Source organism: Ferrovibrio sp. (genome assembly GCF_965278975.1).
Classification (GTDB): domain Bacteria; phylum Pseudomonadota; class Alphaproteobacteria; order Ferrovibrionales; family Ferrovibrionaceae; genus Ferrovibrio.
The window spans coordinates 2,386,152-2,402,314 of sequence record NZ_OZ257126.1; the positions used below are offsets into that span (position 1 = coordinate 2,386,152).

The following is a 16,163-nucleotide window of genomic DNA, read 5'->3' on the forward strand; positions in this document are numbered from 1 at the left end:
ATGGGCAATGGAATCAGGGATAAGGTCGCGATCATCGGCATGGGCTGCTCCAAGTTCGGCGAGCGCTGGAACGATGATGCCGAAGACTTGATGGTGGAAGCCTACGAAGAATGCCTCGCCGATGCCGGTATCGAAACCGAGCAGATCCAGGCGGCCTGGCTTTCCACCGCCATTGAGGATTTCCATGTCGGCAAATCCGGCGTGCCGCTCTCGGTGGCGTTGCGCCTGCCGTATATCCCGGTTACCCGCGTGGAGAATTTCTGCGCCTCGGGCTCGGAAGCGCTGCGTGGTGCATCCTATGCGGTGGCCTCTGGTGCCTGCGATATCGCCTTGGCGCTCGGTGTAGAGAAGCTGAAGGATACCGGCTATGGCGGCCTGCCGCAGCGCTCGCGCGGCGTGCTGAACTCGATGTGGTGGGCGAATTATTCGGCGCCAGGCTCCTTCGCCCAGCTCGCGGCAGCCTATTCTACCAAGCATAACGTCAACGCTGCCGACCTGAAGCGTGCCATTGCGCAGATTTCGGTGAAGAGCCATGACAATGGCTCGCGTAATCCGAAGGCCCACCTGCGCAACAAGGTGACGCTGGAGCAGGTGATGGATGCGCCGATGGTCGCTTCCCCGCTTGGTCTCTACGATTGCAGCGGTGTGTCCGACGGCTCGGCCTGTGCCATCGTCACCACGCCGGAAATCGCCAAGAGCCTGGGCAAGAAGAATCTGGTGACGGTGAAGGCACTGCAGCTTGCGGTGTCGAACGGCACAGAGGCTGGTCATTCAAGCTGGGATGGCAGCTACTTCATGACCGCGCGCATTGCGGCGAAGCGGGCCTATCAGGAGGCCGGAATCACCGATCCGCGCAAGCAGATCAGCCTTACCGAGGTGCATGACTGCTTCTCCGTCACCGAACTGGTGACGATGGAAGATCTGTTCATCTCGCCGGAAGGCGGCGCGATCAAGGATGTGCTGGACGGCTTCTACAGCGCGGAGGGCGGCCAGCCCTGCCAGATCGATGGCGGCCTGAAATGTTTCGGCCATCCCATCGGCGCCTCTGGCCTGCGCATGCTTTACGAAATCTACCTGCAGCTTCAGGGCCGCGCCGGTGATCGCCAGATCAAGGATCCGCGCCTCGGCCTGACCCACAATCTGGGCGGCGCACCGCACCAGAATGTCTGCAGCGTCGCAATCATCGGTCATCACGGAGCCTGAGGTAACAGCATCATGAGCAGCAACGAGTTTCTGAAAGACAAGGTCAGCGTTGTCACCGGCGGTGGCCGTGGCATTGGCCGCGATATCGCATTGGCCATGGCGGCCGCTGGCGCCGCCGTGGTGGTCAATGATCTTGGCAGCAATGAGAATGGCGAAGGCAATGATGCTTCGCCGGCACAGCAGGTCGTCGATGAGATCAAGGCAGCCGGCGGCAAGGCGGTAGCGAATTTCGACTCGGTGGCGGGCTGGGACAGTGCGCGCCGCATCGTGCAGACTGCGGTTGACACGTTCGGCCGCATCGACTGCGTGGTGAACAATGCCGGTATCCTGCGCGATGCCATTTTTCACAAGATGACGGAAGCCGAGTTCGATGCCGTCATTTCCGTGCATCTGAAGGGCAGTTTCTGCGTTGCCCGCGCCGCCGCCGAGCACTTCCGTGCCCAGGGCTCCGGCAATATGATTCACATGACGTCGAATTCCGGCCTGATCGGCAATTACGGCCAGGCCAATTACGCCGCCGCCAAGATGGGCATTGTCGGTCTGTCGAAATCCATTGCCGTGGACATGAAGCGCTTCGGCGTGCGTTCCAACTGCATCTCCCCCTCGGCCTGGAGCCGGCTCACCGGCACGGTGCCGTCGGAAACCGAGGAGCAGAAGCTGCGGCTGTCACGTATCAAGCAGATGACGCCGGCCAAGATCGCGCCAGTGGCGGTATTTCTGGCTTCAGACAAGGCGGCAGATGTGAACGGCCAGATTTTTGCCGTGCGTCACAACGAAATCTTCCTGATGAGCCAGTCGCGGCCGATCCGCTCGGTGCAGCGCTCGGAAGGCTGGACGCCGGAAAGCGTTGCGGAGCATGCCATGCCTGCTCTGCGCGGCTCGTTCTTCCCGCTGCACCGCTCGGCAGAAGTTTTCTGCTGGGATCCGGTCTAAGGGGCAGGATGTAGATTGACTCCAGATTTGTATCAATCAATAATGATACAAATGAAATAAATTGTCCCTACGAGGGCAACAAAAGTAAATTGTGCGCCTAGTGGTTTTGCGGCAAAGCAGGCGGCGGGAACCGCCCTGAGGGAGGAAACCATGAGGAAAGTGCGGATTGTATCTGTGCTGTTGTTGACGGTGCTGGCGGCGCTCGCCTGGCAGGGCGATGCGCATGCCCAGCGCCGGAAATTCTCCATCGCCATCGGATCGACCAGTTTTGCGTTCTTTCCGATCTATGTGGCGCATGGCTCTGGCTTCTTCCGCGATGAAGGGCTCGATGTCGACATCATCAACGTACCGGCCAATGCCACGCCGGTAGCGGCGATCCTCTCTGGCAGTGCCGATCTGGCGGGTCTTGGCACCCAGGCCGGGTTTGCTGCCATCGATAAGGCGCAGCCGATTCGCTTCCTGATGCCGATCATGAACGAATACACGTCCACGATCTTTGCGCATAAGGACGTACTGAAACAGAAGGGCGTCAGCCGTGCTTCGCCGATGAAGGACCGCGTCGAAGCGATGAAAGGCCTGAAGCTAGCCTCCACTGCCATCGGTGCTGGGCCGCACCTGATGTATAAGTATCTCTTCGCGAAATATGCCGGCGGCGTCGATGTCGACAAGGTGGCGGAGGTGGTGCCGATTGGCAATGCCAACGAAACTTTGGCCGGCATGCAGCGCGGCGTGGTGCAGGTCAGCGCCTTCTCGCCACCGGTGGCCGAAAAGGCCGTGGCTGACGGCTATGCCGAAGTACTGATCGATTTCATCAACGGCGATGTGCCCGAAATCAAGGGCTCGGTCTACATCGTGCTCGCTGCTTCGGAAGACAAACTCAAGAAGGACCCGGAGGGGGTTAAGGCGTTCATCCGGGCGATGGATCGCGCCAACAGACTGGCCCAGACCGATCTGGCCAAGGCTGGAGAGGCTGCGCGCGAATTCATGAAGGGCATGGAATCCGATCTCTACAGCCTTGGTGTCAAGGCCATTGGTCCGGCTTTGCCGACCGAACCGACCACATCGGCCGAGGGCCTGCAGCGCTTCATGAGCCTGCTTGAGGTGGGCGGTTATCGCTACAAGGTCGACTACGAGAAGGTGATTGCAAACGACCTGGTACGTCAGGCGATTGCGGAAAAGAAGAATTAAAAATCAGAACCGGGCCTTTGGGCCGGAGGAGGGTGCGATGATGTTTCGAAGCCTGTCCAAGATGCTCTACCTGCTTGCGGCACTCGGCCTCTGGCTGACCGGTACGGCAGCCACGGCGAATCCAAAGCTCTCGGTGGTGGTGTCTTCCACCAGCTTTGCCTGGTTCCCTCTCTACGTTGCCGATGGTGCCGGCTTCTTCAAGGATGAGAAGATCGACGTCACTATCACCAATGTGAAGGATGGCGCCGCTGTGGTCACCGCGATCATGTCAGGCGATGCTGATATTGCCGGTGTTGGCGCCAATGCGGTATTCGCCGCCCGTGAAAAGCGGCAGCCGGTGGTGCTGCTCACGCCGATGTCGACTGAATACACTTCGGTGATCTTCGGTCGCAAGGAACTGTTCGAGAAGAAAGGCATCACCGCCAATTCCACCATCGCTCAGAAGGTGGAGGCGATGAAAGGCATGAAGGTTGGCGTGATCTATTTCGGCGGCGCGCAGCACACCATGTTCCGCTTTCTGATGTCACGTTACGCCAATGCCGATCTGGATAAAGTCTCGGAAGTGGTGCCGATCGGCGACGCTGGCGCCACTCTGGCGGCCATGACCCGGGGCCTGGTGGATGTCACCGCCTTTTCGCCGCCGGTGCCGCAGCGTGCCATCACCGAAGGCTACGGCATGATGGTGCTGGATCCGATCCGCGGCGAAATCCCGGAAACGCGCGGCATGGTATTTACCGCCATGGCGGTGACCGAGGCTGTGGCGGCGAAACGCAAAGCCGATCTTGGCGCCTTTGTCCGTGCCATCGACAAGGCCAACAAGCTGGTCCACAGCGATCCGGCCAAGGCCGGTCAGGCGGCGCGCAAGCATATGTCCTCCATGCAGTCCGATCTCTACGAAGCGGGTGTTCTGGCGATGGTGCCGGCCACGCCGAAGACGCCCGAAGTGTCGCTTGAAGGCCTCAAGACCTATTACGAATTGCTCAAGTTCGGCGGCGAGAAATATGCCCAGGGCGATTTCGATTACGCGGCCTCGGTGGTCAATGATCTGGTGCGCGACGCGGTAAAGAAATAAGCCAGGGTAGAAGCAGTCGATATGTCCAAGTCCGAGATTAATGCTCTTGAGCGGAATCCATATGTCGATGCCACATATGGTTCGGCAATGCGTGACATCTGTGCCCGCTATGCCGATAACCTGGGGCTGGTTTACCGTGATCGGCGCTGGACTTTCGCCGAGATCAGGCAGGAGATCGATGCAGCTGCGGCGCGGTTGTGGTCACTTGGTTTGCGTTCGGGCGACAAGGTGGCGCTGTGGCTGCCGAACCGGCCGGAATTCCTCTGGTACTGGCTCGGGGCATCGCAATCCGGGTTGATCACCGTGGTGCTGAACAGCCGGCTCAAGCCGGATGAAGCGGCATATCAGATCGGCCAGTCCGATAGCCGCGCGGTGATCGTACCGGGTGATGGCGCTTTCCGCGATTTTCTCGGTGATGTGCTTTCGGTGCGGAGTCAGTTGCCGGCCCTCGAATTCATACTGGCGCTCGATCCTACCAAGCAGGCTGGCGTCATAGACTGGTCGGCCCCGGCGCCGCGTGGCGTCGAACCGCCACCGCTGGCGACCGATCCGGAAGCACCGGCGTTGATTTCCTACAGTTCCGGCACGACGGCATTGCCAAAGGGCGCGTTGATCACCCATTGCGTCTTCCGCAAAGCCTGGGATATCGGCATCCGCGTCGATCTCACGGTGCGCGACCGCCTGATGATGGCGATTCCGCTCTTCGGCTCGATGGCGATGATGAACGGCGTACTGCCCTTCTGGGCGCGCGGTGCGGCGCTGATCCTGGCGGATCGTTTCCAAGCCGCGAGCTTCGTCGAGCTGGTGCAGCGTGAATCCTGCACCATGGCGCATCTGCTGCCACCTATGGTGCTGGAGATTGCGCGGTTGCCGAATTTCGATGCCGCCGCCCTATCCAGTTTGCGGGTCGGTTTTGTGCTGTCGAATGACCGTGAAATCCTTGCCCTGGTTGCCGACCGCCTCGGCATTCCGGGCGTGATGACAGGGTATGGGTTAACCGAATCGACCACGGTGGCAACGCGCAACCGCTGGGATGATCCGCGCCAGGCACGTTTTGAGACCCAGGGCTATGCCATGCCCGATATCGAGCTGGTGGTGGTGGACCCGGAAACTGGCGAGCCGCGCAAAGCCGGTGAAGTGGGCGAGATTCGCATCCGTGGCTATTGCGTGATGAAGGGCTATTACAAGAAGCCTGCAGAAACTGCGAAAGCGATCGATGCCGACGGCTGGCTGATCACTGGCGATATGGGTGTGATCTGGCCGGATGGTCGCCTCACTTTCCTTTACCGCCTCGGCGATGGCTACAAGACCAATGGCTTCAATGTTGCGCCGGCGGAGGTCGAGGAGGCGGTGCGCCGTCATCCCGGCGTGGCAGATACCGGGGTTTATGGCTATCCCGATCCGGTGGCAGGCCAGGTTGGCGTTGCCTGTGTAGTGCCTAAGCCTGGCGTGGTGATTAATCAGGAAGAAGTAATCGAATTCCTCAAGCCACTGCTGGCCGGCTACAAGCTGCCACGGCATGTGCTCACCGTGGCGGAACTGCCGGTCACAGCCGGCACGGGAAAAGTACAGAAATTCAAGCTGCGCGACATGACCGAGCAGCTGTTGCCAAAGGCAAAGGCGCTGGTATGAATCCGTTCAAGGGGCTTACCTTCGGGCAATCGCTCGATCTGCTGCGCCGTGAGTATGGTGGCCGCGAGGCCCTTGTCTTCAAAGGTCGGCGCTGGACCTTCACCGAAGCCTGTGCCGAGATTGATCGGGCGGCGGCCCGGCTCGGCACACTGGGCTTGCGCGAAGGTGACAAGGTCGGACTCTGGCTACCGAACCGGCCGGAATTCCTCTGGTACTGGCTGGCAGCCGGGCGTATCGGACTGGTCGCCGTGCTGCTGAACACGCGGCTCAAGCATGATGAAGCCGCCTATCAGCTCAGGCAGTCGGAAACCCGCGCGGCCGTGGTGCCGGGGGCGGGGTCTTTCCGCGATTTCGTCGGTGAATTGTCGGCAATGCGTGCTGAGTTGCCATTGCTGCAGCGAGTCCTGGCCCTTGATCCGCTGGAACACCCGGTTGCCGGTGTCGAGGATTGGTCGGGGCCGCTGCCCAGCGGCTTGAAACAGCCGCCGGATGCCATCGATCCGGAAGCCGCTGTGCTGATTGCCTATAGTTCCGGCACCACGGCGCTGCCGAAAGGGGCAATGCTTACCCATTGCCTGTTCCGCAAGACCTGGGACCACGGCCCGCGCTTCGATCAGACACCGGAAGATCGCCTGTATCTCTGCGTACCGTTGTTCGGCATTCTCTCCACGGTCAATGGCGTGCTCACTTTCTGGTCGCGCGGCTCCTGCGTGGTGCTGGCGGAACGCTTCGAAGCCCGCGAGGCGTTGACCACGCTGCAGGATGAACGCTGCACGGCGATGTATCTGTTGCCGTTGATGCTGGAACAGATGCTCACTGATCCGGAATTCAAGCGTTTCGACCTGAGTGCCTTGCGCACCGGCATCATTGTTGCCACCGATCCCAATATTCTGCGCCGTGCCGCCAATGAACTTGGCATCAAAGGCTTCTTCACCAGCTATGGCATGACCGAAACCAGTTCGGCGGTGACGCGGACGCGTCATGATGATCCGCTCGATATCCGCGCCACCACCCATGGCAAGATGCTGCCGGATATCGAAGTGCGTATCGCCGACCCGGAAACCAACGCGCCGTTGCCCGATGGCGACTATGGCGAAATCCAGGTCAAGGGCTATTGCGTGATGAAGGGCTATTTCAACAAGCCGGAAGAGACACGCAAGGCTTTTTCCGATGATGGCTGGTTCAAGACCGGCGATGGCGGCCTGCGGCTGCCGGATGGTGCCTTCCAGTTCCAGCGCCGCCTCAAGGATGGCTATAAATTCAACGGTTTCAACGTCTCCACGGTTGAAGTGGAATCTGTCATGGCACAGCACCCGGCAGTGCAATCCGCCGCAGTGGTTGGCATGCCCGATCGCGCCCATGGCGAGATCGGCGTCGCCTTCGTCATTCTGCGTGACGGCAATGCAGCGGCGCCGCAGGAAATTCAGGATTTTCTCAAGCCTCGCCTGGCTTCTTTCAAGCAGCCACAGCATGTCTTCATCGTGGCAGACCTGCCGCTCACGGCGGGTACCGGCAAGGTACAGAAGTTCAAGTTGCGTGAAATGGCCGAGCAAGCATTAGCCGCGCGAGCCGAGTCTGCTGGAGCATCGCATGGCTGAATCGAATCCTTATATCGGCCTCACTTACGCCCAGGCGTGGGATCGTCTTGTCTCTGCATGGGGTGATCGGGAAGCCCTGGTCTTCGGCGGCAAGCGGTGGAGTTTCGCGGCTGCACGCGAGGAGGTCAACCGCGCCTCGGCACGGCTTGCTTCGCTGGGGCTGAAAACCGGTGACACCGTGGCGATCTGGATGCCAAACCGCCCGGAATTCCTCTGGTACTGGTTTGGCGCCGCCCAGATGGGTTTGATGGCGGTGTTCCTCAACACCCGCCTGCGGCAAGAGGAATTCGTCTACCAGATTGCGCAATCCGATGCGCGGCTGGTGATTGTGCCTGGCGGCGGAGCCTTCCGCGATTTCCTCGGCGAGTTGTGCGGTGTGTGTCCGGAACTGACCCGCAATCCGGCTGGTAAGCTGAACGCGGCCGCTTTTCCCAAACTGCAGGCAGTGGTGAGCTGCGATCCGCTGGCAGAGCCCCTGCCGGGCGTGCTTGATTGGTCGGCGCCGGCGGATGCCGCCTTGCCGGTGCCCCCGCCTGCCATGGATCACGACCGCCCTGCCCTGATTGCTTATAGCTCAGGCACCACGGCCTTGCCCAAGGGGGCGATGCTCACCCATTGCATCTGGCGCAAAGCCTATGATGGCGGTGACCGTATCGGCCTGTCGGCGGAAGATGGGCTCTATCTCTGTGTTCCACTGTTCGGTGTGCTGGGTTCGCTGAATGGCGTGCTTACCTTCTGGTCTCATGGCGCCCGTATCGTGCTCGACGAGCGTTTCGATACCGAGCGGGCATTGAACGCTTTGGCTAATGAACGCCTCAGTGCGATGCATCTGCTGCCGGCGATGATCGAGCAGATGACCACGCATCCGCGTTTCAAGCAGTTCGACCTGAGCCGCCTGCGCTGCGGCGTGGTGCTTTCGAGTGACCCCGATGTGCTGCGTGCTGCCGCCGAGCGGCTGGGGGTGCGTGGTGTGGTGACAGGCTATGGCCTCACGGAGTCCACCGGCTTGGTGACACGCGTATGGTGGACCGATCCGCTGGAAGAACGCCTGCAAAGCCAGGGCCGGCCTTTGCCCGATTGCCTGATCCGTGTTGTCGATCCGGATACCGGCCAGGATCTGCCGCCCGGTGAACTGGGCGAGATCTGGATCGGCGGCTATAGCGTGATGCATGGCTATTACAACAAGCCGGTGGAAACCGCCGCCAGTATTACCGCCGATGGCTGGCTGAAAAGCGGCGATGCCGGCTACCTGCTGCCGGATGGCCGGCTTGTGTTCAAGCACCGCTTGAAGGATGGCTACAAGCACAAGGGTTTCAACGTTTCGACGCCGGAAGTCGAATCGGTCGCCGCCAAGCATCCGGCGGTGCGTGCCGTGGCGGTGGTTGGCGTGCCGGATCGGCTCTGGGGTGAAACCGGTGTGGCATTCGTCATCCCGAAACCCGGCGCCACTTTCGATGGCGAGGAGTTTCTCGCCTTCATGCGCGAACGGCTGGCCGGCTTCAAGGTACCTGCTCGCGTCTATGCGGTGGAGGCCTTCCCGCTTACCGGCGGCACCGAGAAGATTCAGAAATTCAAGCTGCGCGAACAGGCAATCGCCTTGATTGCCGGGGAGCCGGCGGCCGCAGTAGCCGCGGTGAAGTAAAAGGCAGGTAATAGGCGGACGGTGGCCGCTCAGAAGCGAAGGGATGGGGCGTCATGTATGTATTCAACAATAAATTCTACAACGAAGTGCAGGAGCTGGCCCGTGACGTGGCCCGCAATGTGGTGCAGCCCACTGCTGAGAAGCATGACCGCAATTATTCCATGCCGGTCGAGATGCTGCAGGCAATGCATGCCAATGGCCTGCTGAAGCTTTGCCTGCCGAAGGAATTCGGTGGCCAGGGTACTGGCGTGATGCCTGGCGTTGACCCGCTCGCCTTCCTGCTGGTGATCGAGGAAATTGGCCGTTTCGATATGGCCTCTTCGCATTGCTTCCAGGTGCATTCGCATTCCGCGCAGATGCTGGCTCATGGCGGCACCAAGGAGCAGCTGGCGCGCTGGTATGAACCTACCGTCAAGGACGGTGGCATCATTTCCTGGACCGGCAGCGAACCGGGCCGCACCGCACGCGGCATGTATAATATGGTTTCCGAAGCCAAGCGCACCAGCAACGGCTATGTGCTGAATGGTATCAAGAATTACGGCACCAATGCTTCGATTGGCACCTGGAATATCATCAGCGTTTCCACGGAAGGCATGGATCCGCTGGAGGGCTTTCTCATGGTGCTGGTGCCGAAAGGCGCCAAGGGTCTCACCATCGATGAAGCCTGGTGGCGCCCCACCGGCATGAGGGCTGCCGTCAGCCCGAAGCTGATCCTTGAGAATCTGGAAGTGCCGGACCATGACGTTCTGGTCGGCCCTGGTTTCTATCCGAAATGCCAGGGTGGTTCACGCTGGCATCTGGGCTTCGGCGCCAATCATCTTGGCGCAGCCCAGGGTCTGCTGGACTTTGCGGTGGAATACCTGCCCAAGCGCGGCACGGCGGGCAGCCCGCACAGCCAGCGCGTGCTGGGAGAGATGCGTATGCGTATCGCATCGGCGCGGGCACTGCTTTACCAGGCAGCGGAAATGTGGGGCGGCAGCAATATCCGCGCCGCCGAAGAACTCAGTCTCATGGCAAAGACGGTTTGCATCGCCACGGCTGAATGGATGGTGAATGAAACCATCCGCATCGTCGGCACTACGGCTCTGCTCAATACCTTCCCGCTGCCGCGCATGATCCGCGACATCCATGTCCATTCGACCCATGCCAATCTTGACAATACCTCCCAGACTTTGGGCAAGGCGTTGCTGGGCATGACGATCGATACCACCCAGCAGCAGTGAGCAGAAGCGATGATTCTTGAATTCCGCGATGTCGGCAAACGCTTCTACAAAGGTGCCGCGGAGATTCTGGCGCTCAAGAACGCGTCATTCAGCATCGCGGAAGGCGAATTTGTGTCCGTGCTTGGGCCTTCGGGCTGCGGCAAATCCACTTTGCTGAATCTGGCCGCCGGATTGAGTCCGCCGTCCTATGGCACGGTGCTTTACCGCAATGAGCCGGTCACCAAAATCAACACCCGGGTCGGCTACATCACGCAGCGTGACAACCTGCTGGAATGGGCGTCAACCTACGAGAACATCGTGCTTGGCCTGCGTATCCGGGGCACGCCAAAAGCCCGCATCCGTGAATTGGCCGATAAATTCCTGGCAATGACCGGTTTGACCGATTTCGCCAATCATTTTCCGGCCGAGCTTTCCGGCGGTATGCGCAAGCGCGTCGCCATGGCGCGCACGCTGATCTACTCACCGGAACTGGTGATGATGGATGAGCCGTTCAGTGCGCTGGATGCCCATGTGAAGATGCTGATGCATGAGGAATTGCTGCGCATCTGGGAGACTGACCGCAAGACCATCCTGTTCATCACGCATGATCTTGCCGAGGCAATCACATTGTCCGATCGCGTGGTGGTGATGTCGGCGCGGCCGGGTCAGGTAAAGCTTGAAGTGCCGATCAATCTGCCACGCCCGCGCGATCCGTTCCTGATCCATACCAGCCCGGATTTCATCCGGTTGTATGAGAAACTCTGGGATGCGCTGAAGGAAGATATCCGGCGCGGCGACAACGTTTAAGGAGGATGCCATGACCAACGCGTCACCATCCATGTTCCGCAATACCGGCGACCAGATCAGCGAGGCGCAGATCAATCCGCTGCGCTACAGTCTGATGCTCTGGGTGAAACGTATTCTCCTGCTCGCCGCCCTGCTAAGTCTGTGGGAATACGGCGCGCGGGCAAAATGGTTCAATCCGCATTTCTCCAGCTTCCCCTCGGAAATATTCCGCGCCCTGGCTGATATGGCCCGCAGCGGCGATCTGGTGCAGCATGTGCCGATCACTTTGACGGAGGCGGTGGTCGGCTTCATCTGCGGCACTATTGCCGGCGGTACTGTAGGATTCATTTTCGGCTGGTTCGAGAAAGTGGCGGAACTGCTCGATCCTTTCATCATTGCCATCTACAGCCTGCCTAAAGTTGCCCTGGCGCCACTGTTCATCCTGTGGTTCGGTATCGGCATTCAGGCCAAGATCATCCTTACCGCCACCATTGTTTTCTTCCTGGTGTTCTTCAACACCTATGCCGGCGTGCGCGATGCTTCGCGCGAATTGATGGATATCGTGCGCCTGATGGGGGCGAAAACACCGGAGGTGATCCGGCGCGTGGCCTTGCCTTCGGCGCTCACGGCGATCTTTGTCGGCCTGCGTGTTTCCGTGCCATATGCCCTGATCGGCGCTGTGGTGGGCGAGATGATGGCATCCAACCGTGGTGTCGGCTTCCTGCTTACCCGCGCTACCGGGCAATTCGATACAGCTGGCGCTTTCGCCGCCCTGTTCATCCTGGTGGTGATCTCTGCCACCTTCAACGCCATCATCGTGGCGCTGGAGAGATACCTGCTGCGCTGGAAGAAAGTGCAGCGGTGAGCCAGTCCGCCACACGCGTACGCGATCTTTGTTCCCTGCTGGGGGTCGAACAGCCGATCCTGCTTGCCGGCATGACATCGGTGGGTACGGCGCGGCTGGCTGCCGCCGTGTCCGAAGCCGGCGGCCTGGGTCTGGTAGCTGCCGGCCGCCTGACGCCGGAGGGCTTTGGCACCGAGATGGACAAGGCCCTGGCGCTCACTTCACGGCCCATCGGCGTGAACATCCCCGTGGTTCGCGATACCACCCTGATGCAGGGGATGATTGCGGCGGCATTGCAGCGTCAGGTTTCCCCGATCATTCTGGGTGGCGGCAATCCGGCCCCCTGGGCGGCCTTGATTCTAAAAGCTGGCCGTAAGCTAGGCATTGTCACCGCCACGCCGGAACAGGCGCGCAAGGCTGAAGCCTTGGGCGCCAGTCTGGTGGTGGTGGCTGGCCACGAGGCCGGCGGCAAGGCCGGTGCAGACGAAGTTGGCGGCATGGTGCTGATCCCGGCGGTGGCCGATGCGGTATCGCTGCCGGTGATCGCGGCGGGTGGCATTGTCGATAGTCGCACAGCGGCGGCGGCACTCTGCCTCGGCGCTGCCGGTGTTCAGCTTGGCACCCGTTTCATGCTGGCCGAGGAATCGCCCCTGCACGCCGAAACCAAGGCCGCCATGCTGCGTGCCGCCGTAGGCGACACCATGATCATCGCCCGGCGCTATGGCATGGCGCGCCGAATGCTCGGTACGCCAGCAGCCCGCCATATCGCCGAACGCGAGGCAGCGGCATCGCAGGATGAAATGATTGCCCTGCTGGCAGGACGCCATAGCGAACGTGGGCTGCTGCAGGGCGATCTGGCCACTGGCATGGTTGCCTGCGGCCAGGGGGTTGGCCGCATCGCAAACCTGCTCCCGGCGGCCGCGATCGTGCATGAGATTGCGGCGGGAATCCGCCCGGTGCTGGCCGAAGCAGCCGCACTTTAGCGCGGCGCGTTGGTGTCCTGGGTCTTGAGGTAGATCAGGGCCACGAACAGGAAGATTGCACTCAGCAGGCCGAAAACGGTGCGAAAAGCCAGTGCCGAGCCGATTGATCCTGGCTCAGACAGAGCCTGCACAATGAAGCTCGAGCCGCTCTGGTTGAGGAACACGCCGATCACCGATGTTGCGGTCACAACAGACACGGCGCGTCCGGTCATTTCCTTCGGAAAACTCGACTGGCTATGTACCGTCACCATGACGTAGAGCGGCCCGACAATGGCAATGCCCATAAGCAGCGTGATACTGGCCGCCAGGCTGGCCTGGCCTAGCCAAGCCAGCAGCAGGAACTGCACGGCCTGGATCATCGCTCCGACAACGACAATCCACTTCTTGGTATTGAAGATGCGCTCAAGCGGGCCGAAGGCCAGCGCGGCGAGCAGATGTACTCCCATCATTGCCAGCAGCACATTGCCGCGCGCGATGGCATCCAGGTCATGTACCACGAGCAGGTAGGGACCGGCCCAGAGTCCGACAGTGAGCTGCATCGGCGTGAACATGAACAGCGACACCACCAGCATCGGCCGGATGCGCGGGTCTGCCGCCATGTGCAGCACGCCAACGAAACCCTGGCGGAAGCTCTCATGTTTCTGCACCGGCAACGGTGCGCCAGGCGGGCGGTCGCGCAGCATGTAATGGCCGGCGATGGTGAGCAAGGCCGCCAGCGCCGCCACGCCAAGCAGGGTAATGCGCCAGCCGACCAGTTCGATGGCGCCAGCCATCGGGGTGGTGGCCAGGATGCCGCCGAAGCCGCCGACAGCCGTGATCCGGCCAGTCCAGGTGGTCATCTCGCTTGGCGGTTTCCAGGCGGCAAAAATTACCACGCTGGACATGAACACGCCGCAGAAGCCCATGCCGATCAGCAGCCGGCCGAGCAGCAGCTGCGGCCAATCCTCGGCGAAGGCAAACAGCGCACTGCCGGCGACACCGAACAGCAGCAATAAGGTACAGGCGCGGCGCGGACCGTAGCGGTCGACCAGGATGCCGAAGGGGATCTGAGCGACACCGGCAGCCAGGAACAGGCCGGCCATCACCACGCCGAGTTCGCGCGCATCAAGGCCCAGTTCGCGGTTCAGCACCGGCGCCAGCACCGAGCCGACATTGCGTTGCAGGTGGCCACAGGCATAGAGAGCGCAAAGCAGCAGGAAGATGACGAGGAAGGTGCGGTTTTGCTGAGCGGAATTGCTGGCTAGCGGATCGGCCATGCGGCGTCCGTCTCCTTCCCGGCGAAATCCGCGGCGGGGAGGCCGCGATTCATAGTTGGGTACAATTTTTTCAAATTGTACCATTCTCCGTTCATGTCTTGTATGATTAATTTTGAAGAATTGCCGGAATTGCCATGCAACCCGGCCAAGGCCGCGCCAAGCGGCCAAGTGCAAGAGAGGAAGCCATGACCTGGGCGGAAAAGACCTTTGCTGATGCGCTGCATTGGGGCGCGCGGACTTATGACCGGCGCGAGGCGCTGGTGCATGGCGATATCCGCCTGAGCTATGCCGATCTGGCACGCCGGGCTGATGATCTCGCCAGCGGCCTGCTGGAACGCGGCCTGCAGCCGGGCGACAAGGTGGCGCTCTGGCTGCCCGATTGCCTGGATTGGCTGGTGGCGCGCTGGGCGATAACCGCCATGGGCTGCGTATTGGTGCCGGTGAATACCCGCTTCCGCGATGCCGATCTTGGTTATGTGCTGAAGCAATCCGATGCCCGTGCGCTGATCCTGGCCAGCCGCTGGAAAAGCGTCAGTTATCTTGCGGTGCTGGAGAAGCTGGTGCCGGATCTGTCAGCGCAGCGCCCCGGTGCCTGGGATGTGGCCGCCCTGCCGGAATTGCGGCTGGTGGCGGGTATCGGCGACGATCTGCCGGGCAGCATCCTGCCGCTACAGGAAGTCGAGGAGGCGGGCCGGCGCTGGTCGCGCGGGGCTGAATTGCTGCGCCAGGCGCGTGACCGTTTGCGCTCTGACGACATCGCGCAGATCCTGTTCACCTCCGGCACTACATCTTTCCCAAAAGGCGCAATGGTGCGCCACGGCGCCTTGCTGGAGAACAACTTCAGCACCGTGGCGCGGATGCGGCTCACCACGGTGGACCGCTATCTAGTCACTTCGCCGCTGTTCAGTGCCACCGGCACATCCTTCACTCTGTCCCCATTTCTGGCGGGTGGCTGCCAGGTGTTGATGGATGGCTTTTCGGCCGAATCCTTCTGCAGCCTGGTGGAGCAGGAGAGGGTGACCATGAGCTTCTTCGTCGAGCCCATCGTGCACGATCTGCGCGCCTTCGAGCGGCTTGGCAGCTTCAATCTGAGCAGCCTGCGCACCGGCACCGGTGCACCGCTCTCGCGTGAATCCTTCCGCTGGATCGTGGAAGACCTCGGCTGTGCCGAGCTGACCAATGTCTACGGCCTGTCCGAGACCTCGAACGCGGTATGCCGCACGTTCAGTACCGAGCCGTTGCAGCACCGCATTGAATCCAGCGGGCCGCCGATGCCTGGGGTTTCCATACGCATCGATGATATCGATACCGGCGCAGCATTGCCGCCGGGCAAGGTCGGGGAAATCCGCGTCAAGGGCTTCACCGTGATGGCCGGCTATTACCGTAACCCGGAAGAGACCGCCAAGGCGATTGATGCCGATGGCTGGCTGCATACCGGCGATCTTGGTGAGCTTACCCCGGATGGCCGTCTGATCTTCCGTGGCCGCATCAAGGAGATGATCAAGCCGGGCGGCTTCAACGTCGCCACGCTGGAGATCGAGGAATTCATCAAGGGCCTGGATGGCGTGAAGGAAGCCGTGGTGGTCGGCGTGCCGGATGAACGTCTTGGTGAAGCCGGTTTTGTCTATGTCGAATGCCAGCCGGGCGTGGCGGTGGCAGCCGAAGACATTATCGCCCATTGCCGAGCGCATATCGCGTCCTTCAAGGTGCCGCGCCATGTCGCCTTCATCAGCGACTGGCCAGTAACGCCGACCGGCAAGCTGCGCAAGCTGAGCCTGAAGGAAGATGCCCTGCGCCGAGTCGGTGGTGCCGACGCCTAGGCGC

13 protein-coding genes are annotated in these 16,163 nt (G+C 61.1%); 12 read left to right on the forward strand and 1 reads right to left on the reverse strand.

The features are described 5' to 3' along the window. From ACQY7X_RS11485 to ACQY7X_RS11535, 11 genes are all read left to right on the forward strand, one after another. A complete protein-coding gene (locus ACQY7X_RS11485; protein ID WP_428245365.1) occupies positions 1–1,203 on the forward strand; it encodes an acetyl-CoA acetyltransferase in 1,203 nt (400 codons plus the stop codon). Between the two features lie 12 nt (positions 1,204–1,215). Beyond that, entirely contained in the window at positions 1,216–2,136 is a 921-nt protein-coding gene (locus ACQY7X_RS11490; protein ID WP_428245366.1) for an SDR family NAD(P)-dependent oxidoreductase, read from the forward strand. A gap of 174 nt (positions 2,137–2,310) precedes the next feature. Further along, positions 2,311–3,324, forward strand: coding sequence for an ABC transporter substrate-binding protein (locus ACQY7X_RS11495; RefSeq protein WP_428245367.1), 1,014 nt, complete (start codon positions 2,311–2,313; stop codon positions 3,322–3,324). A gap of 37 nt (positions 3,325–3,361) precedes the next feature. Continuing rightward, on the forward strand, positions 3,362–4,396 hold the full coding sequence (locus ACQY7X_RS11500; RefSeq protein ID WP_428245368.1) for an ABC transporter substrate-binding protein: 1,035 nt from the start codon (positions 3,362–3,364) through the stop codon (positions 4,394–4,396). A 21-nt stretch (positions 4,397–4,417) separates the two neighbouring features. Further along, positions 4,418–6,028: a class I adenylate-forming enzyme family protein gene (locus tag ACQY7X_RS11505; RefSeq protein ID WP_428245369.1), complete on the forward strand. Its 1,611-nt coding sequence runs from the start codon at positions 4,418–4,420 to the stop codon at positions 6,026–6,028. After that, positions 6,025–7,626 (forward strand): AMP-binding protein, encoded by a 1,602-nt coding sequence (locus tag ACQY7X_RS11510; RefSeq protein WP_428245370.1) that lies wholly within the window; start codon positions 6,025–6,027, stop codon positions 7,624–7,626. Before ACQY7X_RS11505 ends, ACQY7X_RS11510 begins: the two co-directional genes overlap by 4 nt. Continuing rightward, the gene (locus ACQY7X_RS11515) at positions 7,619–9,268 is read left to right on the forward strand and encodes a class I adenylate-forming enzyme family protein (RefSeq protein ID WP_428245371.1); all 1,650 of its coding nucleotides are present in this window, start codon (positions 7,619–7,621) and stop codon (positions 9,266–9,268) included. Before ACQY7X_RS11510 ends, ACQY7X_RS11515 begins: the two co-directional genes overlap by 8 nt. 53 nt (positions 9,269–9,321) lie before the next feature. Next, a complete protein-coding gene (locus ACQY7X_RS11520) occupies positions 9,322–10,491 on the forward strand; it encodes an acyl-CoA dehydrogenase family protein (RefSeq protein ID WP_428245372.1) in 1,170 nt (389 codons plus the stop codon). A gap of 9 nt (positions 10,492–10,500) precedes the next feature. Then, positions 10,501–11,277 carry an ABC transporter ATP-binding protein gene (locus tag ACQY7X_RS11525; protein WP_428245373.1) on the forward strand — a complete coding sequence of 259 codons (777 nt, stop codon included), beginning with the start codon at positions 10,501–10,503 and terminating at the stop codon, positions 11,275–11,277. Between the two features lie 10 nt (positions 11,278–11,287). Further along, on the forward strand, positions 11,288–12,121 hold the full coding sequence (locus tag ACQY7X_RS11530) for an ABC transporter permease (RefSeq protein WP_428245374.1): 834 nt from the start codon (positions 11,288–11,290) through the stop codon (positions 12,119–12,121). Next, positions 12,118–13,083: an NAD(P)H-dependent flavin oxidoreductase gene (locus ACQY7X_RS11535; RefSeq protein ID WP_428245375.1), complete on the forward strand. Its 966-nt coding sequence runs from the start codon at positions 12,118–12,120 to the stop codon at positions 13,081–13,083. The genes ACQY7X_RS11530 and ACQY7X_RS11535 overlap by 4 nt, the downstream gene beginning before the upstream one ends. Here ACQY7X_RS11535 and ACQY7X_RS11540 read toward each other — a convergent pair. Beyond that, positions 13,080–14,339, reverse strand: coding sequence for an MFS transporter (locus ACQY7X_RS11540; RefSeq protein ID WP_428245376.1), 1,260 nt, complete (start codon positions 14,337–14,339; stop codon positions 13,080–13,082). The genes ACQY7X_RS11535 and ACQY7X_RS11540 overlap by 4 nt on opposite strands. Positions 14,340–14,524: 185 nt before the next feature. Here ACQY7X_RS11540 and ACQY7X_RS11545 point away from each other — a divergent pair, with 185 nt between their 5' ends. Continuing rightward, complete coding sequence (locus ACQY7X_RS11545) at positions 14,525–16,159, forward strand: AMP-binding protein (RefSeq protein WP_428245377.1); 1,635 nt, start codon at positions 14,525–14,527, stop codon at positions 16,157–16,159. The last annotated feature ends 4 nt before the right edge of the window (positions 16,160–16,163 follow it).